Below are 22,029 nucleotides of genomic sequence, written 5' to 3' on the forward strand. Positions count from 1 at the left end.
CCCGCGTCGGGCGAGAGGGACCGTACGCTGAGGGCATGGCATCCGGACGACCGCGCGCGACCTCGCGCGAGACGATCTCGGATGCCGCGTGCGAGCTGTTCCTCGAACAGGGGTACGACGCGACCTCGGTCGCCGACATCACCGTGCGGGCCGGCGTCAGCCGCTCGAGCTTCTTCAACTACTTCGACTCGAAGGCGGAGGTGCTCTGGAGCGGCCTCGACGGACGGCTCGCGGCCGCCGTCGAGGATCTCGCCACGGGGGAGGGCGACCCGGATGCCGCGGTGCGCCGAGTGCTCAGGGAGCTCGCGGCCGGATTCGCCCCCGACGCGCTGGCGCTCGCGCTCGTGCACGCCGAGGCGATGGGGGTCGCCGGCGAGCTGGATCGCGACGCGGCCACACGACAGGCCCGGCTCGGACGGGCGATCGCGCGGCGACTCGCGGGGGGTGGCCAGGCGCGACTGGTCGCGGACGTGCGCGCCGCAGCGTACGCGGGCGCCCTGTTCGCGGCGCTGCGCGCATGGGCGCACGCCGGCCCCGGGACATCCGCGCTGTCCACGCCGTTGGACGCTGCCCTCACCGCCGTCAACGGCACGCTGCTCGCGTAAACTTGGCGCATCATGGCGACTTTCGGCACACTCTCCGACCGGCTGACCGAGACCTTCCGCGGTCTTCGCACCAAGGGCAAGCTGACCCCGGCTGACGTCGACGGCACCGTCCGCGAGATCCGTCGGGCCCTCCTCGAGGCCGACGTGGCGCTGGTGGTGGTGAAGGAGTTCACCGCGAAGGTGCGCGAGCGCGCGCTCGGGGACGAGGTCAACCGGGCGCTCAACCCGGCGCAGCAGGTCGTGCAGATCGTCAATGAGGAGCTCGTCGCGATCCTCGGCGGCGAGCAGCGCCGACTGCAGTTCGCGAAGAACCCTCCCACGGTCATCATGCTCGCCGGACTCCAGGGCTCCGGAAAGACGACGTTCGCCGGCAAGCTCGCGAAGCTCCTCGAGAAGGAAGGTCACACCCCTCTGCTCGTGGCCGCCGACCTGCAGCGCCCCAACGCCGTCACGCAGCTCACCGTCGTCGCCGAGCGTGCCGGTGCCACGATCTTCGCACCCGAGCCCGGCAACGGCGTCGGCGACCCCGTCACGGTGGCCCGCGACGGTGTGGAGTTCGCCAAGCGGCAGCAGCACGACGTCGTCATCGTGGACACCGCCGGCCGCCTCGGTGTCGACGCGGAGCTCATGACGCAGGCTGCCGACATCCGGGCCGCCATCAGCCCCGACGAGGTGCTGTTCGTGATCGACGCGATGATCGGTCAGGATGCCGTCACCACCGCCCGCGCCTTCCAGGAGGGCGTGGACTTCACCGGTGTCGTGCTCTCGAAGCTCGACGGAGACGCCCGCGGCGGCGCGGCGCTGTCGGTCGCGTCGATCACCGGCCGACCGATCATCTACGCGTCCAACGGCGAGGGACTCGAGGACCTCGAGGTCTTCCACCCCGACCGCATGGCGAGCCGCATCCTCGACCTCGGTGACATCCTCACCCTCATCGAGCAGGCGCAGCAGGCCTTCGACGAGGCCGAGGCGCTGAAGGTCGCCGAGAAGCTCGCGAAGGAGCAGTTCACCCTCGAGGACTTCCTCGAGCAGATGCAGCAGCTCAAGAAGATGGGCTCGATGAAGAAGATGCTCGGGATGCTCCCGGGCATGGGCCAGATGAAGCAGCAGCTCGAGAACTTCGACGAGCGCGAGATCGACCGCACCGAGGCGATCATCCGCTCGATGACCCCGGGGGAGCGTCGCAACCCCAAGGTCCTCAACGGCTCGCGTCGCCTGCGCATCGCGCGCGGATCGGGCATGACCGTCACCGACGTCAACCAGCTCGTCAACCGATTCGAGCAGGCGGCGAAGATGATGAAGACCGTTGCGCGCGGCGGCGTGCCCGCCATCCCGGGCATGGGTCCGGTTCCGGGTGCCCACGGCGGCGGCAAGCGGGGCAAGCAGCAGAAGGCCCGCGGTTCGCGGTCGGGAAACCCGGCCAAGCGTGCGGCCGAGAACGCAGGCATCACCTCCGAACCGGCCGCGCCGACCGGCAGCGGGTTCGGGCTCGGCGGCGGCAACGCTGCGCCGAGCGAGGCCGACCTCGCCGACCTGCAGAAGATGCTCGGGCGCTCCTGATCAGCCGAGGGGCCTCAGCCGCGCGACGGCGGCCAGGGGCGCGCCGGCGCGCCCGCGTGGAACTCCGCGATCAGGTGACGCACGACGGCGCGCAGATCTCCGTCCGCGCCATCGGCGACCGCGAGCTGACGTGATGCGCTCGAGCCTTTGCTGAGGATGTCGCCGACCCCGCGCAACTCGTCAGCGGCACCGAGATCGGCGGCGACCGGCTCGAGGCGCCCGATCGTCTCGAGGAGATCGTCGCGAACGCTGACCTGACGGCCGTGCGTGTCGGCGATGACTCGCGCACCGAGTCCGTAGCGGGCGGCGCGCCACTTGTTCTCGCGCGTGAACCACGGCTGAAGCCGGGGGAGCGTCTCACCGGCGTCGAGGCGGCGGGAGAAGTCCTCAACCAACGCCTGCGTGAGGGCGGCGACGGCGGAGAGCTCGGCGACGGTCGACATCCCGTCGCACGCGCGCACCTCGATGGTTCCCCATCGCGGCGCCGGGCGGATGTCCCATCTCACCTCGGTGGCGTCGGCCATCACGCCGGTGCGGGTCATGTCGTCGAGGTAGGCCTCGAAGTCGCCCCAGTCGTCGATGGCCCACGGCACCCCGGCGGTCGGCAGCTGCTGGAAGACGAGAGAGCGGTTCGACGCGTAGCCCGTGCGCTCCCCGGCCCAGAACGGGCTCGAGGACGACAGCGCGAGCAGGTGCGGGAGGTAGGTGGACAGGGCGCCGACGATCGGCATGACCTTGCTGACGTCGTCGACGCCCACGTGCACGTGCACTCCCCAGATCATCATGTTGCGACCCCACCACTGCGTGCGCTCGACGAGCGAGTGGTAGCGCGTCTTGTCGGTCACCGACTGCTCGTACCACTGCGCGAAGGGGTGGCTTCCGGCCGAGAGCAGCTCGATGCCGGCCCGGTCGGTCTCGGAGCGCACCGCGCTGATAGCGTCCGTGACATCGCCGACCGCCTCGGCGACCGTGTAACCGATGCCGCTCGTCACTTCGACGGTGTTGGTGAGCAGCTCGCCGGTCACCGTGAATCGCTCCGAGGCCGTCGCGTCGGCCAGCGCCTCGACGATCTCGGGGCCTGCGCCTACGAGGTCACCGGAGTCCGCGTCGGCGAGCATCAGCTCCCATTCCAGACCCACGGTGGAACGCGCTGACTCGGCGAAGGGCTGCGGCACGCGCACAGTCTGGCAGAGCGAGTCATGGCGGTTCGCGGCATCCGTCATCTTCTGGCAAAATAGACCGCTGGACCATCGCCCGACCCTCTATCCGGCGACATCCACCCCTTCGAGCTTCCGCCGGGTGTGCACCCCACGCTCCAGGCGACGTTCATTCACGTACACACCATTCAGGAGAATCGTGGCTGTCAAGATCCGTCTCAAGCGCCTGGGCAAGATCCGTGCGCCCTACTACCGCATCGTCGTCGCCGACTCGCGCACCAAGCGCGACGGTCGCGTCATCGAGGAGATCGGCAAGTACCACCCGACCGAGGAGCCCTCGCTCATCCAGGTCGACTCGGAGCGTGCGCAGTACTGGCTCAGCGTCGGCGCCCAGCCGACCGAGCAGGTGCTCGTGCTCCTCAAGCTCACCGGCGACTGGGGCCAGTTCAAGGGTGACAAGAACGCCGTCTCGACCGTGAAGGTCGCCGAGGGCAAGGCCGAGTTCGTGGCCGACACCGCCAAGAAGTCGGTCGTCAAGCCCAAGGTCGAGAAGAAGGCCGAGGAGCCCGTCGCGGAGACCGCCGACGAGGCCCCCGCCGCGGACGAGGCCGAGGCCGACGCCTCGACCACCGAGGACTGAGCCCGTGCTGGCTGCCGCGCTCGAGCACGTCGTGAAGGCGATCGTCGATCGTCCCGATGACGTACGCATCGAGGCCACCTCATCGCCGCGGGGGGATGTGCTCGATGTGCACGTCCACCCCGACGACCGTGGTCGCGTGATCGGGCGCGGCGGCCGCACAGCCAAGTCCCTGCGAACGGTCGTGGCCGCCCTGGCCGCCGGCCGGCGGGTGCGCGTCGACATCTCCGACGACTGATGTCCGCGACCCCCAGCCCCGACGCGCGGGCGCGCTCCGGCGTGCGCGCACCCCGACCCGGCAAGACCCAGCTCCGTGTCGGCCGGCTCGTGAAGGCCCATGGCCTGAAGGGCGCCCTCAAGCTCGAGCTCTACACCGATGACCCCGACGGTCGCTTCGTCCCCGGTGCCGCGTTCATCCTGCAGGTGCCGGACTCCTCGGAGTGGTTCGGCAAGACCGTCACCGTGCGTGAGTTCCGGTGGATGAACTCCCACCCGGTCGTGTTCTTCGACGGCGTGGAGGACCGCACCGGCGCGGACTCCCTCGTGCGCGCCATCCTCTGGATCGACCAGGATGACGCCGCCCCCGCCGAGGACGACGCCTGGTTCGACCATCAGCTCGTCGGACTCGACGTCGTACGTGAGGGACAGAGCGTGGGGCGCGTCGTCCGCGTCGACCACCTTCCCGCGCAGGATCTCCTCATCGTCAAGGCGGGGGAGCGCGAGGTGCTCGTGCCGTTCGTGTCGGCCATCGTCCCGGAGGTCGACGTGCACGGCGGTCGTGTGGTCGTGACGCCGCCGAACGGTCTGTTCGAGGATCTCGTCGACGACGATCCCGAGCCGGCTCCGACCGCTCCCGGAACCGAGGACGACGAGACCGACGACGAGACCGACGAGCGCTGACATGCGCATCGACGTCGTCTCGATCTTCCCCTCGTTCTTCGACGTCCTCGAGGTCTCCCTTCTCGGGAAGGCGCGGGGGCGCGGCATCCTCGACGTGCGCGTGCACGATCTGCGCGATCACACCCACGATCGTCATCGCACCGTCGATGACAGTCCGTACGGGGGCGGGGCCGGGATGGTCATGAAGCCCGAACCCTGGGGCGAGGCCCTCGATGCGATCGTGGCGGATGCCGCGGCATCCCCGACTCTCATCTTCCCGTCGCCCGCGGGGGAGCGGTTCACCCAGTCGCTCGCGCGGGAACTGTCCACCCGTGAGCACCTCGTATTCGGTTGCGGACGCTACGAGGGCATCGACGAGCGCGTCTTCGAGGAGGCGGCGCGGCTCGGCGAGGTTCGGCTCGTGAGTCTCGGCGACTATGTGCTCAACGGCGGCGAGGTCGCCGCGATGGCCATGATCGAGGCGATCGGACGACTCATCCCCGGAGTGGTCGGAAATCCCGAGAGCCTCGTCGAGGAATCGCACCAGGACGGGCTCCTCGAGTACCCGTCGTACACGAAGCCGTCGAGCTGGCGCGGCAGAGACGTGCCGCCCGTCCTCCTCAGCGGCGACCACGGGCGCATCGCCGCGTGGAGGCACGACCAGCAGGTCGAGCGCACGCGGGCGCGCCGCCCCGACTTGCTGCCGGCGGAGTCAGTCGACGCCGAGGAATGACCGGTCGGTCAGCACGATGGGGCCGTCGGAGGTGACGGCGATCGTGTGCTCGGAGTGCGCTCCCCGGGAACCGTCGGCGCTGCGCAGGGTCCAGCCGTCGGGGTCGGTGACCAGTTCGTCGGTCGTCGCGAGGAACCACGGCTCGATCGCGATCACGAGACCGTCGCGCAGCGGGTAGCCGCGGTTCGCCTTCCCGTCGTTCGGGATGTGCGGGTCGCCGTGCATGATGTGTCCGACGCCGTGTCCGCCGAAATCGGTGTTGATGCTGTAGCCCTCGCCGCGCGCCACCGCGGCGATCGCGTGGGAGATGTCGCCGACCTTGTGGCCGACGGTCGCTGCGGCGATCGCCGCGTCGAGTGCGCGCTCCGTGGTCTCGATCAGACGCAGGTCTTCGTCGCGGGCGGTGCCGACGACGAAGGAGACCGCCGAGTCTGCCACCCAGCCGTCGATGGAGACCGCGAAGTCGAGAGTCACGAGGTCGCCGTCGCGCAGGGCGTAGTCGTGGGGGAGTCCGTGCAGCACGGCATCGTTGACGGACGTGCAGATCACCTTGCCGAACGGGCTCGCCCCGAACGAGGGGTGGTAGTCGATGTAGCAGGACTCCGCCCCCGCGCGGCGGATGAGGTCGTGAGCGCGGCGGTCGATCGCGAGCAGGTTCGTGCCCACCGATGTCTCGTCGCGCAGCGTCGCGAGCGTCTCGGCGACGAACCGGCCGACGGGTCGCATCTGCTCGATCTCGGTCGGTGTGCGCAGCTCGATCATGGGTGGTGCCTCCTGTATCTGATCCATTCTCTCGGATCCCGGCTGTCGCCGCTGAGAGGAGGCTCCGCATCGCCGAAGGTGCCGCCGAGCGCGGCGTCATCGGGCGTAGCATCGGGGTCATGTGGCTCAGGCGCGCGTTCTTCCGATGGCTCATCCCGGCCGCCTTCGTGCTGCCGGCGTGGCTGTTCGTCGGGTGGGGCGTGTTCAACGCCGGGGCCTGGGCGTTCCTCTGGGTGCTGTTCATCGCGATCCCCTCGGTGCTCGTCGGCCAGCTGCTGCTCGCCCTTCTGGTCCGCGCGCGCCCGACCGTGCGGGAGAGCCGCGCCGTGTCATGGCTGGATGTCGCGGGCTTCGCCGTCTGGCACCTCCTCACGATCTCGCTCGGCTTCTTCCGCGAGTCTTGGTGGGCACCGGTCATGGTGCTCACGATCTTCGTCGGGGTCGCGCTGCTGTGGCTGACGCTGCGGCAGCTGTGGCGGGAAGCCAAGCCCGGCCGCGCGATCTTCCGTGCCGCCGACGGCACGGGCTACATCCCGCCGATGCGCCCGCGCCCGGCGGCCCCGCAGGGCGAGCACGAGGTCATCGTCATCACCGAGACGAGTCGCGGGGCACAGTGACGCGAGGACGGATGCCGCGGCATCCGCTCTCTCGGTTTTGAGACGTTCGTCATCCGTGGCAGAATGGCTGTTTGTGCTCTGATGGGCTCTGCCTCAGGGGAGCGTGCCGGAGATTCTTCCGGCGGACGAGCACATTCCCCGTACATCTAACGATGCAGCCGACCTGTGGCGGTTGCAGGAAGCAGAGATCATGCAGATCCTCGACGAGCTCGACGCCGCGTCGCTCCGTTCCGACATCCCCGCCTTCGCCCCCGGTGACACCGTCAAGGTCCACGTGAACATCGTCGAAGGCAGCCGCTCGCGCGTGCAGGTCTTCCAGGGTGTCGTCATCGGCCGCTCGGGCGACGGCGTCCGTGAGACGTTCACGGTGCGCAAGATCAGCTTCCAGGTCGGCGTCGAGCGCACCTTCCCGGTGCACTCGCCGGTTCTCGACAAGATCGAGATCGTCACCCGTGGTGACGTGCGCCGCGCGAAGCTCTACTACCTGCGCAACCTCCGTGGCAAGAAGGCCAAGATCAAGGAGAAGCGCGACCGCTGAGGTCCCCTTCAGAACGCCCCGCTCATCGAGCGGGGCGTTCGTCGTTTCCGGCCACGACTCTCCGTCGCGTCGGGTGTGTCGCGGTGCGCTGTGTGAGACGCTGATGGCCGGCTTTCGTTACGCCGCGTGAGGACCTGCATGACCACCGAAGAACACTCCCTCCCCGACGAGACGCCGTCGGCGCCGATCCGTACCCGTCGCCGCGGGGGACCCTGGCGATTCGCGCGGGACGTCGTGGTCGTCGTCGTCATCGCAGTGCTCGTGTCGTTCCTCGTGAAGACGTTCGTCGTGCGCTCGTTCTACATCCCTTCGGCGTCGATGGAGACGACCTTGATGGAGCAGGACCGCATCCTCGTCGACGAGATCACGCCGAATTTCGGCGGATACCAGCGCGGCGACATCGTGGTCTTCAAGGACCCGGGCGGCTGGCTGGATCCGAGCACGACCGCCTCCGGGCCCCAGAATCCGATCTTCGCTGGAATCGACTGGGTGCTCTCCCTCGTCGGGCTCTCCACGAGCGACAGCGACGACCATCTGATCAAGCGCATCATCGGCCTGCCGGGAGACCACGTCGTCTGCTGCAACGCCGCGGGGCAGATCACGGTGAACGGGCAGCCGATCGACGAGCAGTCGTACATCACCGTGCCGTCACCCGGTGCCGCCGCGTCGGGCATCGCCTTCGACGTCACCGTGCCGCAGGGTTCGCTCTGGGTTCTCGGCGACAATCGGTACCGCTCGAAGGACTCGCGATACAACCAGGATCAGCCGGGGAAGGGGTTCGTGCCCGTCTCGGATGTCGTGGGTCGCGCGTTCCTCATCACCTGGCCGTTCTCGCGCTTCGGCGCGCTCGATTTCCACCACGACGTCTTCGCCGGCGTCCCGGGGCCCTCCGGCTCTCCCGTCCCCTCGCCGACCCCGACGACCACGGGCGCTCCGTGACGGTCATCGAGCCCACTCTCGTGTTCGAACGCGAACTGCTGGCGCGGCATCCGCTCGTCATCGCGTGCGACGAGGTCGGGCGCGGCGCTCTCGCGGGGCCGGTGGCGATCGGCGCGGCGGTACTCGGCGAAGTCGAGATCGAGGCGGGTGTTCCGAATGGGTTGCGCGATTCGAAGCTCGTCGCCGAGCGACGGCGGGCCGACGTGCGCGATCGTGCTCGGGGATGGGTGTCCGCGTCCGCGATCGGCTGGTCGAGCGCTGCCGAGATCGACGAGATCGGCATCATGCGCGCCATGGGCAACGCGGCGCTGCGTGCTCTCGCCGACCTCCGCGGCCAGGGTGTCGAGGTGGACGACGCGATCGTGCTGCTCGACGGCAACCACGACTACATCACTCCGACCGCCGACCCCGGGGCGCCCGTGATCGTGCGGGTCAAGGCGGACCGCGATTGCGCGAGCGCGTCGGCGGCGTCGATCATCGCGAAGGTCGCGCGCGACGAGGTGATGACGGAGCTGCATCCGACTCATCCGGCGTACGAGTGGCATCGCAACAAGGGCTACGCCAGTGAGGTCCACCGCGCGGCGATCCGCGCGCACGGGCTGAGCCCCCACCACCGCGCGAGCTGGGCGATCGCCGACGCGCCCACCCTGTGGTGAGCGTCGTGTGCGGACGGTCGGGAGCGGCATCCGTCGCTCTAGGATGGAGACACCATGGATGACGATGTCTTCGAGGATTACGACCGCGAACTCGAGCTGGCTCTGTACCGGGAGTACCGCGATGTCGTCCTGCAGTTCCAGTACGTGATCGAGACCGAGCGACGGTTCTACCTCGCCAACGACGTGAATGTCGTGCGCCGCGACACCGAGCACGACTTCTACTTCGAGATCACGATGACCGATGTGTGGGTCTGGGACATCTACCGGGCCGACCGGTTCGTGAAGTCGGTGCGGGTCCTGACGTTCAAGGACGTGAACGTCGAGGAGCTGTCGCGTCGCGACTTCCAGCTGCCCGAAGAGCTCTCGCTCGACAGCTGAGCTCCTCCACAGGCGGTCGCGCCGCGCCGTGAGGCGCACGCTCTCCCCGGATCGACCAGGTGGCGCGGATGACACGCGATGCCCGGCGACGCTGGGGTCATGGCAGCGAAGGACGTCCTCGGGCGGGCCGGTGAAGACCGAGCCGCCGCTCATCTGATCGCGGTGGGATTCACCGTGCTCGACCGCAATTGGCGCGCGCCCGGCGGGGAGATCGACATCGTGGCCCGCGAGGGCGACGAGGTCGTCGTGGTCGAGGTGAAGACGCGCACGAGCGTGGCCTACGGGCATCCGCTCGAGGCGGTGTCGGCGGTCAAGCTCGCGCGGTTATGGCGGCTTGCCTACGCGTGGCGTCGGGTGCATGCCGGTGAACTGCGAGGCGCTGCGTTGCGCGTCGATGCGATCGCGGTGATCGGAGCCGACCCCGCCACCGGCGCGATCGAGCACCTGCGAGATCTCCGATGACCGTCGCCCGTACCGCGGCCATCGCCCTTGTCGGCCTCGACGGCACGGTCGTCGACGTCGAGGCCGACCTCACCGACCAGCAGCCCGATCTGCGCATCATCGGCCTCGGTGACAGGGCGCTCTCCGAGGCGGCGCAGCGCGTGACGAACGCGTGCATGAACAGCGGACTCCCGCTGCCCCGCCGACGCATCACCGTCAACCTCATCCCCGCGGATGTCCCGAAGCACGGCGCGGCGTTCGACCTCGCCATCGCCGTCGCAGCGCTCGCGAGCGCGGGCGTCCTGGATGCGGCATCCGTCGCGCGCAGCGTCCACATCGGCGAGCTCGGCCTCGACGGGCGAGTCCGAGCGGTGCCGGGAGTGCTTCCGGCCGTGATGGCGGCCGCGCGCCGCGGCTGTGGCCGCGTCGTCGTGCCCCGCGCGAACCTCACCGAGGCGCAACTCGTGCCCGGCATCGATGTCGTCGGTGTCGCCGATCTGAGGGCGACGGCCGTGTTGCACGGCGCCGAGCTCGAGGCGGATGACCCGGGGGACACGGTACCCACCGCGGTTTCGGACGCAGCCGACGACGACCCACCGGTCGCCGACTCGGCCGAGCTCGCCGATGTCGTCGGGCAGGACGCCGCTGTCGAGGCGCTGGTCGTCGCGGCCGCCGGTGCACACCACGTGCTCATGAGCGGGCCACCCGGTGCGGGCAAGACCATGCTCGCCCGACGTCTCCCCGCCCTCGACGACGACGCGGCGCTGACCGCGGCCGCCGTGGCATCCCTGTCGGGACGGCGGGTGTCTCGGCTTCAGCGCACACCCCCGCTGGAGGCACCCCACCATTCCGCGAGCGTGGCGGCGCTCGTCGGAGGGGGTTCCCGCACGGTGCGACCCGGGGCGATCTCACGGGCGAGCGGCGGCGTGCTCTTCCTCGACGAGGCGGGCGAGTTCCCGTCGTCGGTGCTGGACGCTCTCCGTCAGCCGCTCGAGCGCGGTGCCATCGAGATCCATCGCATGGGGGTCGTCGCCGCGTTCCCGGCGAGATTCCAGCTCGTCGTCTTTTGTGTACGACTGGACAGTGCCTAGAGACACCACAGTGACTCAGGAGGTCGCTCGTAGCGCCACCGCGCTGCTGCAGTGCATTCGTGGCCGACCCTCGGACTTGGCTGCGCGCGCATTGGGACCTCATCGTGCGGCTGTCCCGGTGTGCGTGGGCCGGTTCCCTTCCGGAGTGGATCCGTCACGGAGATTGGTGAAGGGAGGCGACTCCGCGTCGCGACGACAAGATGGCCACATCGTTGGTGCCGCGGCTTGAGTCCTAGCCGTTTCCCTCTGGATCGTTGGGTGTGCCCAAGGCGCCCAGGAGTTCTTCGATCGCGACGCGTAGTTCGTTGTAGCCGTGCACATAGAACATCGCGTCCATGCCCGGTCTTTCCGCGTTGTCGAAGTCGGTGACGAGCTGATGCGCCTCGCGGATGGCAGTTTCGAGCCAGGTCTCGACGCCCGGCAGCCCTTGGATCCAGGCATCGATGATGGTGAATGGGATCGGGGCGTAGCCGTGCGCGTCAACACCGACGTGGAACTGATGCCCGTCCGGTCCGTGGTCGCGGGCGTGGGTGTGCCCGTGTAGCAGGGGGATCCCATCGTCCCACCGCGGCCGATGTGTTGTTTGCCAGTCCATGTCTTGCGTGTCGCCACGGTAGGGGTAGTGGGATGCGAGCAGTCGGTATCCGTGCCGCGTGCCCTCGATGACGTCCGGGAGGATGGTCCACCCGGCCTGTTCGTACTGTGGCCGGAATCGTTCGATCGCCCGCTTGCTCTGCGTCGCAGACGAGACCCGGTCGTGGTTACCGGGGACGAGGAACCGGCGCCCATTTAGCTGTGCTGTCAGCGCGAGGGACTCCTCGATCGGGCCGAGCCCGACGTCCCCGAGGTGAAGGACGATGTCCTCCGCGGCCACCGTGTGGTTCCATCGGCGGATCAGTTCTTCGTTCATCTCCTCGACGGTGGTGAACGGGCGGCCGGCGAGTTCGCTGATGCGGGCATGACTGAAATGGGTGTCCGCGGTCACGAAGTCGACCTGGTCGAAGTCGAACCACGGATACTCGCTCACGGTCGCCTCCGCCGATCATCGTGGGGTTGGGAATGTCTAGCGGAATCTACCGCGGTCTATTGTCTGATAGCTCTGGGAAGCTTCCGCTAGAGCTCATCGAAGTGGCGGTCTGCCTGGCAGGAAGGCGCTGAAGGCTCGCCTGCCGCGATCCGAGCTACTGCGCCACCGGCCACCGGCGTAAGCGCTCCTTGTGCTCATCGGTCGTCAGACCGGGCTTGCGGCCACTGTCGACTGCGTCACGGTTCATCCAGTTGCGAAGACAGGACTCGCTGATTGCCAGATCACAGGCGGTCTGGCCGACAGGGTTTCCCTGGGCGACCAGATCCGGGGCTCGACGCCGGAACTCCGGTGGGTGAGCAGCAGGCATCTCACAGACTCCTTCCGAGAAGATCATCGCCTCAACTCAGGTGTCCGGAAAACCTGGTCACGCTCCCAATCTCGTCGACCCCGGTCAGCCCTGCCCAGCACACGATAGTGCCCGGTGAACAGGTCGCGCCCACAGATGGATACCCGGTGCGTCAATGCGCCACCGGCCGCATCGCTGCGGGACAGGAGGACGGATGGTTCTCGAGAACCCGCGACGGCCCCGGCCGACGCATCACATTGGAGGGTACTGTTGGCGCCCCAAGAAGGGGTGAGGTTCTAAGAAGGGGTGAGGTTCTTGGCTCGTCGGGTTGATCCGAGGCTGCTCTGGTCGGGGATTCCTTGTCGAGGTGGCTAGGAGACTCACCCGCGACGGCGTCCGTCAGCCTCGTCGACCTCGATGCGTGCCGGAGAGCGGAACAACCTCGCGAGATCGGCGACCGAGGTCTAGGGTCGGGGGCACCGCGACTGTGCACGACGAGGTGAAGCGTGGATCGGAGGGCGCGATCGTGAGACCGGTGAGGCGGGCGCAGCGACCTGAGATCGCCTACTCGTGGCGCCGATCGGAACACAGCGGACTCGATCCGAGCAGCCCGCGTGTGCGGCTCGCTGAGGTCAAGCGGGCGAGCCGGCTCACGAGGGCTGCGGCGCCGGTGATCGAGGAGATCGCCGAGTCGATGGTCGATTACCCCTTCGCAGTCATGCTCGCCGACGAGCGTGCGTGCATCATCGGCGCACGGTTCGGCGAGCGAACGATCGCGCGGCAGATCGAACGAAGCGGAGGCGTGCCGGGGCGGGTTTTCGACGAGGAGCTGACGGGAACGAACTCCATCGGGACTGTGCGAGAGCTGCGCAGGCCCCTTGCCGTTCATGGCGAGGAGCACTACCTGGAGTCGCTGAAGGACTTCAGTTGCTATGGAACGCCGATCCTGCATCCAATCACGAAGAGGTTCGTCGGCCTTATCGACGTGAGCGGGTTCGCGAAGGGTGCGGCCCCGATCCTCGGACCGCTGCTTGGTCGCGCGGCGAAGGACATCGAGGCACGTCTTCTCGACCTGTCTCAAGCCTCCGAGCTGGAGCTGTTCCGTCGCTATCAGGAGCGCACGGCGCATCGGAGCAGGCCGGTGCTGGCTCTGGGTCCGAGCTTCGTGCTGGCGAACACCGCCGCAACGGATGCCGTCGATCCCGCTGACTATCCGCTGCTGCGCTCGCTCAGCAGCACGGATGCCGAAGCCCGACCGGTGCAGTTCGTTCGCCTCGTCAGCGGCGCGGATGCGCGTGTGCGGGTCGAGAGCGTCGGAGCGCGCGGAGACTGCGTCCTGCTGGAGATCGATCCTCACGTCCGGCCAGGGTCTGGCGTCGCCGCATCCCACGCCCGCACGGAGGGTGCCCCTCAGCACTCGCGTACCCCGGAGCTGACGTTGGTCGTCGGAGAACCGGGTGTCGGTCGGACGACGGAGGCGCTTCGTCTTGCCGGCCCTAAGGCGTCTCACCATACTGCGGAGTCCGCGTCGCTGGACGGAGAAGCGACATGGCTCCGGGGCGCCGCGCTCGGCCTCCAAGCCGGTCCGTGCGTCTTCGACGACGTGGATGCCCTCTCACCTGCACTCGCAAGCGCGCTGGGACGCCTGCTTGCCGACGCCGCCGACGCCGTCGTGCTGATCTGCGGAACCCGACTCCCGTCGAGTCCCGCGCACGCGGCTCTTCTGGCCAACGCAACAGATCGCACGATCCTGCCACCGCTGCGGGACCGCCTGGACGAGCTGCCTGAACTCATCCGCGGGCTCACGGCGGAGGGGTCCCCGCTCGTACTCGCCCCCAGCGCCTTGGAGGCGCTTCGTGCGCACGACTGGCCGGGCAATCTTCACGAGCTCCGCAAATTCGTCGATGTGGCAGGGAGCGAAGGGCGTACTCGGCAGCTGAGCGTTCAGGACTTACCTCCGGCCTACCGCAGAACCGATCGTGCGCGGCGCCTGAGCCGGCTGGAGAAGGCCGAGCGCGAGACGATCGTTACAACGCTCGCCGAGGTCGATGGCAACATTGCCCAGGCCGCACGCCTGCTCGCGATCAGCCGGCCGACCCTGTACAGCCGTATCCGCGCATTGGGCATCGCGCGCTAGGGGTCCTCGCGAGCCTCGGCGTACGGAGGTCGTAAAGAACTTGTACACCCGCCGTCGCTGACTCGCGCGCAGACTCGCCTCAACGGACTCAGAGAGGAGCACGCCATGAGCACTAAGGGCACGATCGTGCGACACGATCAATTCTTCATCGATGGCGGATGGGTCGTCCCCGCGGGGGCCAGCCGGATCGAAGTGGTCTCGCCGAACACCGGCGAGATCATCGGGGACGTCCCTGAGGCGGGCACGGCCGACATCGACACCGCTGTCGCTGCGGCGCGGCGGGCCTTCGACGACCCGCAGGGCTGGTCCCAGTGGACCCCGCGGCAGCGTGCCGATGCCATCGAGCGGCTCGCCGACGAGATTGACGCGCGCAAGGACGAGATCGCCCGCCTGGTGAGCAGCCAGAACGGCATGCCCATCAGCACGTCCCTCGGTCTGGAGGCGGTGTTCCCCTCCGCGGTCTACCGGTACTATGCAGGTCTCGTGCGCGATCAGCCCGTCGAGGAGGAGAGACCGGGTCTGTTGGGGGGTACGACGCTCGTCCGGCGCATACCCATCGGTGTCGTCGGCGCGATCGTTCCGTGGAACTACCCGCAGACGCTCGCGTCGTTCAAGATAGCCCCCGCCCTCGCGTCGGGCTGCACCATCGTGGTCAAGCCGTCGCCCGAGACCGTGCTCGATGACTATGTGTTCGCGCAAGCGGTTGAGGCCGCGCAGTTGCCTCCCGGCGTGATCAACATTGTCCCGGGAGGACGCGAAGCCGGCCGAGCGCTGGTCGAGCACCCGGGGATCGACAAGATCGCCTTCACCGGGTCGACCGCCGCGGGGCGTGAGATCGCGGCGACCTGCGGGAGGCTGCTGCGGCCGGTCACCCTCGAGCTGGGCGGCAAGTCCGCCGCAGTGCTCCTCGACGATGTCGACCTCGCCGCATCCATGCAGGGCCTGTATGGTGCGACACTGCTGAACAACGGGCAGACGTGCTTCGCGGGCACACGCATCTTGGCGCCGCGATCCCGCTACGACGAGGTCGTCGAGGCCTTTGCGGGACTGCTGCAGTCTCTGCCGATCGGCGACTCGCTCGACGAGGCCACACTCGTCGGGCCGATGGCGACCTCCGCTCAGCGCGATCGCGTCGAGAGCTTCATCGCCCGAGGCAGATCCGAAGGCGGCCGAGTCGCCGTCGGTGGAGGACGACCGCAGGAGCTCGGCCGTGGCTGGTTCGTCGAGCCCACTCTGCTGACCGGACTCGACAACTCGGCGACGGTGTCTCAGGACGAGATTTTCGGGCCCGTGCTCGTCGTGATCCCCTACGACGACATCGAGCACGCCGTACGCATCGCGAACGACTCCCCCTACGGGCTCGGCGGCAGCGTGTGGACGGCTGACCACGGCCGCGGGGTCGACGTGGCTCGCCGTATCCACACCGGCACGATCGGGGTGAACGGATACCTTCCCGATCCCACGGCGCCGTTCGGCGGTGTGAAGGCGAGCGGGATAGGACGTGAACTCGGTCCCGAGGGCCTCGCGTCGTATCAGACCGCGCAGTCCATCTACCTCTGACGTGAGGAACGGGGTCGGATGCCTGGCCCCGGCGGAGCCCGGTCACCCTTGTCCGTCAGTGTGCCGTGACGTGGCACGGCACACTGACGGGCAGGCAGCGGCAGCGGCATCCTTGACAGCGGACGTTGTCGTCCAGCGAGGGGAGATTCTTCGTGAGCGAAGTCGATATCAGTGCCGTGCCCCTGATCGCGCGGCACCGCGCCATCCACAGCGAGATGGTCGCGATCAACTATGAGAGCCGAGAGGTGACGTACGTCGAGTTCCATCAGATCGTGGGACGCCTCGCCGCTGCGCTGCGCGCAGACGGCGTGGGGCCGGGCGACAGGGTCGCCTACGCGGGGCTGAACAGCCTGACGTTTCTCGTCACCTACTTCGCCGCCACCTGGGTCGGAGCGGCTTTCGTCCCGCTGAACTTCCGGCTCGCGCCCCGCGAAGTGCGTGCCGTGCTTGAGGACGCGCGACCGGACGTACTCGTCGCAGAGCCCGTTCAGGCCACTGCGATCGACGACTTCGTGACCGAGCTGACGATCCGGCATGCCCTCGTCGTCGACGACGACCCCGCTCTCGAGCCCGCCGCGGATCTGTCGGCTCGCTGGCAGTCCTTCCTGGCGTTCCGGACGGCGCACGAAGAGATCCCGCCGCACGTGCGTCAGTCGGACGACGACCTTGCAGCGCTGCTGTACACCTCCGGTTCGACCGGCAAGGCTAAGGGTGTCATGCTCACGCACGGAAACCTGTGGTGGAACTGGGTGAACGTTGACTCGGTTGTCGACACGCGCTTCGGCGACGTGAGCCTCGCCGTCGCGCCGCTGTTCCACATCGGCGGCTTCAACGCCCTGGCACTGCGGACAATCACCCGGGGCGGGACGCTCGTGGTGCGGCGGTCGTTCGTCCCGGCCCAGGCTCTGCAAGACCTCGTGAACTTCCGTGTGAACAGCATGTTCCTCGTGCCCGCGATGCTTGCCGGCATCCAGCGTGAGCCCGGGTTCGACGACGCCGACCTGAGCAATCTCCGCTCGACGATCGCTGCGGGTGCACCCGTGCCACCGGCGCTGATCGCGACGTATGCGGAGAAGGGGGTCCTCCTGCAGCAGGCCTGGGGGCTCACCGAGACTGCGCCGTTCGCGACCTATCTCGAGTCGTCGATGACGTCGGAGAAGCTGGGGTCGTGCGGTGTGGCGATGCCGTACACCGAGGTCAAGGTCGTCGATCCCACGACGATGGGCGACGTCGCGGTGGCCGGGCGGACGGGCGAGTTCTGGGTTCGCGGGCCGAACGTCTCGCGTGGCTACTGGAACAACCCGGAAGCGACCGCGGCGGTCTTCACGCCCGATGGCTGGTTCCGCACGGGCGACATAGGCTACGCAGACGAGGACGGCTATCTGTTCATCGTGGATCGCCTCAAGGACATGATCATAACGGGCGGCGAGAACGTCTACCCCGCCGAGATCGAGAACGTGCTCGCCGCCCACCCGGAGGTCGAGGACGTGGCCGTCATCGGCGTTCCCGATCCGCAGTGGGGCGAGACGGTGTGCGCCGTCGTGAGCTTTCGTGACGAAGCTCTCTCGCTCGACGACATTCGCGACTTCCTGACGAAGTCGGTTGCTCGGTACAAGCTTCCGCGACGGCTCGTGGAGCTCGACGTGGTTCCCCGCAACGGCGCAGGAAAGCTCGACAAACCCGCGATCCGTCTGCTCGTGAGCGAGCTCGACGGCGCGACATCATCCACCGTCGACACTGCACCCTTCACTGAAGCGGTGCGGGTGCCGTCGAAGAAGCGCTGAAAGGAACCCTCCACGCTCATGGGCAAGCTCTCTGACAACTACGATCCGGGCCCGCAGGTCGCTCAGTGCGGCGCCATCAACCTCGGCACGAAGGACCTGGAGAAGTCGCTGCACTTCTTCGGCGATCTCCTGGGCATGGAGATCGTGCAGCGCGACGGCGACACCGCGTATCTGAGAGGCTTCCAGGAACTCACGCATCACTCACTCGTGCTGACTCAGCAAGAGGAGAGCATCGTGAACTCCTACAGCTTCCGTGTGAAGCGTCCTCAGGACGTCGAGCTGTTCGCCAACGAGTTCGACAAGCAGGAGATCGAGGTCGTCGAGGTTGCCGCAGGCGCCGAGAAGGGACGCGGCACCGCGGTGCGCTTCCTCGTGCCGGGCAGCGGGCACCCGTTCGAGCTCTACTACGACATCGACAAACCTCAGGCTCCCGAAGAGTTGCGGTCCAAGCTGCCGAGCAACAGCTCCAAGCGCCGTGGCCTCGGGGTCCGCCGGATCGACCACTTCAACGTGCAGACATCGCGCGAGACAATCAACCAGGCCGAGCAGTGGGTGCGCGACAACCTCGGGTTCAACCGCAGAGAGTACGCGCTTCACCGCGACGACACGACCGTCCTGGCGTCGTGGATGTCGGTCACTCCGCAGGTGCACGACCTGGCGATGGTCGCGAACTCGTACGGCAAGACCGGTCAGCTCCACCACGTCGCGTTCAATCTCGAGAACCTGTCGGACGTGCTGACGGCGGCGGACGTGCTCCGCGACTACGACGTAACGTTCGACCTCGGCCCCGGCAAGCACGGCATCGGGCAGGCCATGTACCTCTATGTCCTCGATCCGGGATCGGGGCATCGCGTGGAGATCTATGCCGGCGGCTATCTGATCTTCGATCCGGACTGGGAGCCGATCAAGTGGGAGCGCGAGCAGTTCCCCGACGGCCTTACGTGGTACGGCGACCCGTTCGTCTACAAGGGCGACGCCCGGAGCCTGGAGACCACTCCGTCGGCCGGACTCTAGCTCCTCCTGGCCCCGTCCCCGCCTGATACGGTCTGGGCCAGGCGTTTCGCACCGTGGAACGGTTCTCCCCGGAGCGACGCGAATAGGACGAAGATGGCCGTCTCTCGTCGGCGAGAGATGACCCGGTGGCGATCGACGGCGATGGTATCCGAGGAGGCGACGTGGCCACTTTGTTTGACGCACGCAAGGCACCCACACACGAGCGCATGGAGTTCTGGTTGAACACCGTGTGCTCGCAGATCCTGCCTGTGCAAATCGATCCGCGGCACGATGCGGCGCCGGCCGCGGCGATGTCGTGTCTTGCTATCGGCGACATGGCGATCCGCACGGTCGTGGGAGGCGACCACGTCTACAGCCGCTCGAGCGCTGAGCTCCGGGCCGGCGACCCGGACACGCTCCAGATTGGCCTTCCGCTCGGCGGCTCTTCGATCCTCGTGCAGGACGGCCGCGAGGCGGTCCTCTCGGCCGGCGACATGGTGCTCTACGACAGCTCGCGCCCGTTCACGCTCGCGATGCAGGAGAGGTTCCACTGGCAGGTCTTCCTCTTCCCGAAGTCCCTGTTGCGTCGACCCACCCGCGAGCTCCGGGACATCACCGCGATCCGCATGCGCGGCGACACCGGCCTCGCCGGGGTCGTGCAGAGGTTCTTGCGCGGTGTCGCGAGGGACGGTGCGCGACTCGAGGTCGACCCCGAGGCGATCATGCTCGGCAAACATGCGGCGGACCTGGCCGGCACCCTGATCCGTTCCACGTTCGGCAAGGAGTGGGACGTGCGGGATACGGATGGGGTCTTGCGCGAGAGAGTGTCCGCCTTCATCCAGATCCATCACAGCGATCCCCGCCTCGGTCCGGGGATGATCGCGCTCGCTCACAACGTCTCACTCCGCCGCCTGCACGCCGCCTTCGAGGGCACGGAGCGCAGCGTCATGGACGAGGTGCGCCGAGCGCGACTCGACGCGATTCGCAGCGACCTGTGCGACTCCCGCTTCGACCATCAGACGATCGGGCGGATCGCCGCCTCGCACGGTCTTCCGTCACTGGCGAGCTTCTCGCGTGCGTTCCGCAACGCCTACGGCGTGACGCCGAGCGAGTTTCGCGCCACGGCGTGACGCACGCGATACGACACTGCGTGCACGCCGTTTTGCACACAGCGCTGATCCGGTCGCAGTGGACGCCGGCTCGCCGACACTGATCGCACGCCACGACGACGTGGCGCACCGGCGATTGGAACTGCTCGCATGTACAACGTGGACATCGACACCGGCGGCACCATGACCGACGGACTCGTCAGCGGGAACGGAACGATCATCTCGCTCAAAGTGGAAACCACGCCACACGACGTGACCATCTCGTTCATCGACCTGCTGACCGCTGCCCAGAAGGCCCTCGACTTCTCGGATCTTCGTTCGTTCCTCTCCGAGGTCGAAGTGATCCGCTGGTCTTCCACGATCACCTCCAACGTGCTCGCTCAGCGAGTGGGCCCGAAGATCGGCCTGCTGGTCTCGGCCGGCCACGAGGCCGACCTCTATGACCCGCGGACGGCCCACGCGGTGGTGGGGTCGATCGTGGATGCCGACGACATCGCCGGCATCCCGGCGGATGCCGACGAGACCGTCGTCCGCGGAGCCATCAAGTCTCTCCTCGACAAAGGGATCCGCCGCATCAACGTGAGCCTGGAGGGAGCCTTCCCCGACGGAGCCGCCGAGCGGCGGATCGTCGAGATGATCTCCGAGGACTACCCCGACCACTTCCTTGGGTCGATCCCGGCGCTGGCCGGGAGCGATGTGACGCTCCGGCCCGACGACGCGACCCGTACCGTGGCGTCGCTGATCAACGCCTACGTGCATCCCTCACTTGCCACGACGCTGTACCGGGCGGAAGAGATCCTCCGGGAGCAGCACGGCTGGCCCGGCAACGTGCTCATCGGCCACATCAACGGCGGCGTCGCCCGGATCGGGAAGACGAAGGCCTTCGACACGATCGAGTCCGGGCCGCTGTTTGGCACCTACGCATGCGCCGCGACATCGGAGCGGTTCGGCGACGAGAAGGTCATCGCGATCGATGTCGGCGGCACCACCGCGAAGGCCAGCGCCGTCGGAGGCGGGCGGGTTATCACGAAGGACAGCGGCGACTTCTTCGACATTCCCCTCGAACTGGAGTTCCCGCTGCTGCGATCGATCGCGCTCGGCGGCGGCAGCGTGGCGCGCGTCGTCGACGGCGCCGTGAAGCTCGGCCCCGACAGCATGGGTGCAGCGCCCGGCCCGGCGGCATACGGTCTCGGCGGACGGAACGCGACGATCACCGATGCATTCGTGGTCAGCGGCTTCATCTCGCCCACGGCTTTCCTCAACGGTGCGCGGACCCTCGACGTCGAGCGCGCCAAGGCGGCGATCGACCGGCAGATCGGCACACCACTCGGCGTCGACACCGTAAGCGCCGCGCGCGCGATCGTCGAGCAGGCGTGGGACGATGTGGCCACGCTCGCGCGAGAGACGGCCGAGGAAGCGGGCTGGGATCCGGCCGAGACCACGGTCTATGCCTACGGAGGCAACGGGCCGCTGTTCGTCACCGCCGTCGCCGAGCGACTCGGAGCGCGCGCCGCCCGGTTCTTCCGGTACGGCAACGTCTACTCCGCGTACGGCTCGGCGATCTCCGACGTGGTCCATGTCTACGAGGCGGCCATCCAGTCCGACGCCGACGTGGCCCTCCGCGCCGCGCAGCACGTCGACGAGGCGGCGCGAGACTTCCGCGGCGAGGGCCTTGACCCGGCTCACGCGCGCTATCGCTGGGAGGCGCGCATCGCGGACGGCACACTCGTCGGCGATGAGCTGACAGCCGATGCCGACCTGGTGGGCGACGCGTCGGCCATCGCGGCACGATCGCCGGGGCAGGTGTCGCTCCTGCGGCTCCGCGCCCACTCCCCGCTGCCGCGGATCACGCTCGCCGACGCGCCGACCGCGGGACGCCCCGACCCCGAGGGCGCCCGGCAGTCCGCCTACGGAGCCGACGGCGAGCTTCCCACCTACGCCGCTGCTGCGATCCCCGGAGCGACGATCTCCGGGCCCGTCCTCGTGGACGGCGACTCGACCACCTGGCTCGTGACGGCGGGCTGGGACATCTCCACCGATGCCACGGGCGATGCCGCCCTGACGAGAAAGGAGGCCTGAC

At 68.2% G+C, this 22,029-nt stretch carries 22 protein-coding genes; 19 read left to right on the forward strand and 3 right to left on the reverse strand.

What is annotated here, in order from left to right:
- Positions 1–35 precede the first annotated feature (35 nt).
- Together BGO15_RS07295 and ffh are read left to right on the forward strand one after the other, a co-directional pair.
- A complete protein-coding gene (locus BGO15_RS07295; RefSeq protein ID WP_056206935.1) occupies positions 36–605 on the forward strand; it encodes a TetR/AcrR family transcriptional regulator in 570 nt (189 codons plus the stop codon).
- 12 nt (positions 606–617) lie between these two features.
- Positions 618–2,165, forward strand: a complete 1,548-nt coding sequence (ffh, locus tag BGO15_RS07300; protein WP_056206934.1) for a signal recognition particle protein — start codon at positions 618–620, stop codon at positions 2,163–2,165.
- A 14-nt stretch (positions 2,166–2,179) separates the two neighbouring features.
- On the opposite strand, the gene BGO15_RS07305 is transcribed toward ffh, so the two are convergent.
- Positions 2,180–3,340, reverse strand: a complete 1,161-nt coding sequence (locus BGO15_RS07305) for a glutamate--cysteine ligase (RefSeq protein ID WP_156454815.1) — start codon at positions 3,338–3,340, stop codon at positions 2,180–2,182.
- Between the two features lie 181 nt (positions 3,341–3,521).
- Between BGO15_RS07305 and rpsP the strand changes: the two genes are divergently transcribed.
- The 4 genes from rpsP to trmD are packed head-to-tail and all read left to right on the forward strand — an operon-like array spanning position 3,522 to position 5,571.
- Positions 3,522–3,962 carry a 30S ribosomal protein S16 gene (rpsP, locus tag BGO15_RS07310; protein WP_045248439.1) on the forward strand — a complete coding sequence of 147 codons (441 nt, stop codon included), beginning with the start codon at positions 3,522–3,524 and terminating at the stop codon, positions 3,960–3,962.
- A 4-nt stretch (positions 3,963–3,966) separates the two neighbouring features.
- Complete coding sequence (locus tag BGO15_RS07315) at positions 3,967–4,197, forward strand: RNA-binding protein (protein WP_045248438.1); 231 nt, start codon at positions 3,967–3,969, stop codon at positions 4,195–4,197.
- On the forward strand, positions 4,197–4,859 hold the full coding sequence (rimM, locus tag BGO15_RS07320; protein ID WP_045248437.1) for a ribosome maturation factor RimM: 663 nt from the start codon (positions 4,197–4,199) through the stop codon (positions 4,857–4,859). Before BGO15_RS07315 ends, rimM begins: the two co-directional genes overlap by 1 nt.
- 1 nt (position 4,860) lies before the next feature.
- Positions 4,861–5,571: a tRNA (guanosine(37)-N1)-methyltransferase TrmD gene (trmD, locus tag BGO15_RS07325; RefSeq protein WP_056206931.1), complete on the forward strand. Its 711-nt coding sequence runs from the start codon at positions 4,861–4,863 to the stop codon at positions 5,569–5,571.
- Here the strand turns inward: trmD and map are convergent.
- Positions 5,551–6,333 (reverse strand): type I methionyl aminopeptidase, encoded by a 783-nt coding sequence (map, locus tag BGO15_RS07330; protein WP_056206929.1) that lies wholly within the window; start codon positions 6,331–6,333, stop codon positions 5,551–5,553. The two genes, trmD and map, sit on opposite strands and share 21 nt — an antisense overlap.
- 119 nt (positions 6,334–6,452) lie before the next feature.
- On the opposite strand from map, the gene BGO15_RS07335 reads away from it, so the two are divergent.
- From BGO15_RS07335 to BGO15_RS07365, 7 genes are all read left to right on the forward strand, one after another.
- Positions 6,453–6,950: a hypothetical protein gene (locus tag BGO15_RS07335; protein ID WP_056206927.1), complete on the forward strand. Its 498-nt coding sequence runs from the start codon at positions 6,453–6,455 to the stop codon at positions 6,948–6,950.
- A 190-nt stretch (positions 6,951–7,140) separates the two neighbouring features.
- Positions 7,141–7,488 carry a 50S ribosomal protein L19 gene (gene rplS / locus BGO15_RS07340; protein WP_045248433.1) on the forward strand — a complete coding sequence of 116 codons (348 nt, stop codon included), beginning with the start codon at positions 7,141–7,143 and terminating at the stop codon, positions 7,486–7,488.
- A 138-nt stretch (positions 7,489–7,626) separates the two neighbouring features.
- On the forward strand, positions 7,627–8,427 hold the full coding sequence (lepB, locus tag BGO15_RS07345) for a signal peptidase I (protein ID WP_056206925.1): 801 nt from the start codon (positions 7,627–7,629) through the stop codon (positions 8,425–8,427).
- Positions 8,424–9,083, forward strand: coding sequence for a ribonuclease HII (gene rnhB, locus BGO15_RS07350; protein ID WP_056206924.1), 660 nt, complete (start codon positions 8,424–8,426; stop codon positions 9,081–9,083). The genes lepB and rnhB overlap by 4 nt, the downstream gene beginning before the upstream one ends.
- Positions 9,084–9,137: 54 nt before the next feature.
- Complete coding sequence (locus BGO15_RS07355; RefSeq protein WP_045248430.1) at positions 9,138–9,461, forward strand: DUF2469 family protein; 324 nt, start codon at positions 9,138–9,140, stop codon at positions 9,459–9,461.
- Between the two features lie 99 nt (positions 9,462–9,560).
- Positions 9,561–9,923, forward strand: a complete 363-nt coding sequence (locus BGO15_RS07360) for a YraN family protein (protein ID WP_056206923.1) — start codon at positions 9,561–9,563, stop codon at positions 9,921–9,923.
- Positions 9,920–10,993 carry an ATP-binding protein gene (locus BGO15_RS07365; RefSeq protein WP_056206921.1) on the forward strand — a complete coding sequence of 358 codons (1,074 nt, stop codon included), beginning with the start codon at positions 9,920–9,922 and terminating at the stop codon, positions 10,991–10,993. The genes BGO15_RS07360 and BGO15_RS07365 overlap by 4 nt, the downstream gene beginning before the upstream one ends.
- A gap of 232 nt (positions 10,994–11,225) precedes the next feature.
- On the opposite strand, the gene BGO15_RS07370 is transcribed toward BGO15_RS07365, so the two are convergent.
- Positions 11,226–12,020, reverse strand: coding sequence for a metallophosphoesterase (locus BGO15_RS07370; protein ID WP_056206920.1), 795 nt, complete (start codon positions 12,018–12,020; stop codon positions 11,226–11,228).
- An 881-nt stretch (positions 12,021–12,901) separates the two neighbouring features.
- Between BGO15_RS07370 and BGO15_RS07375 the strand changes: the two genes are divergently transcribed.
- The 6 genes from BGO15_RS07375 to BGO15_RS07400 all read left to right on the forward strand — a co-directional run bounded on the left by BGO15_RS07375 (position 12,902) and on the right by BGO15_RS07400 (position 22,028).
- Complete coding sequence (locus BGO15_RS07375) at positions 12,902–14,503, forward strand: sigma-54-dependent Fis family transcriptional regulator (RefSeq protein WP_502685867.1); 1,602 nt, start codon at positions 12,902–12,904, stop codon at positions 14,501–14,503.
- A gap of 105 nt (positions 14,504–14,608) precedes the next feature.
- Entirely contained in the window at positions 14,609–16,063 is a 1,455-nt protein-coding gene (locus BGO15_RS07380; RefSeq protein WP_056206916.1) for an aldehyde dehydrogenase, read from the forward strand.
- 152 nt (positions 16,064–16,215) lie between these two features.
- Complete coding sequence (locus tag BGO15_RS07385; protein ID WP_056519850.1) at positions 16,216–17,847, forward strand: AMP-binding protein; 1,632 nt, start codon at positions 16,216–16,218, stop codon at positions 17,845–17,847.
- 18 nt (positions 17,848–17,865) lie between these two features.
- On the forward strand, positions 17,866–18,861 hold the full coding sequence (locus BGO15_RS07390; RefSeq protein WP_056206914.1) for a VOC family protein: 996 nt from the start codon (positions 17,866–17,868) through the stop codon (positions 18,859–18,861).
- 161 nt (positions 18,862–19,022) lie between these two features.
- Positions 19,023–19,970, forward strand: coding sequence for an AraC-like ligand-binding domain-containing protein (locus tag BGO15_RS07395; protein WP_156454813.1), 948 nt, complete (start codon positions 19,023–19,025; stop codon positions 19,968–19,970).
- Positions 19,971–20,108: 138 nt separating this feature from the next.
- Positions 20,109–22,028: a hydantoinase/oxoprolinase family protein gene (locus BGO15_RS07400; protein ID WP_162237867.1), complete on the forward strand. Its 1,920-nt coding sequence runs from the start codon at positions 20,109–20,111 to the stop codon at positions 22,026–22,028.
- Position 22,029 lies beyond the last annotated feature (1 nt).

Source organism: Microbacterium sp. 71-23, assembly GCF_001897265.1.
GTDB classification, from domain to species: Bacteria; Actinomycetota; Actinomycetes; order Actinomycetales; family Microbacteriaceae; genus Microbacterium; species Microbacterium ginsengisoli.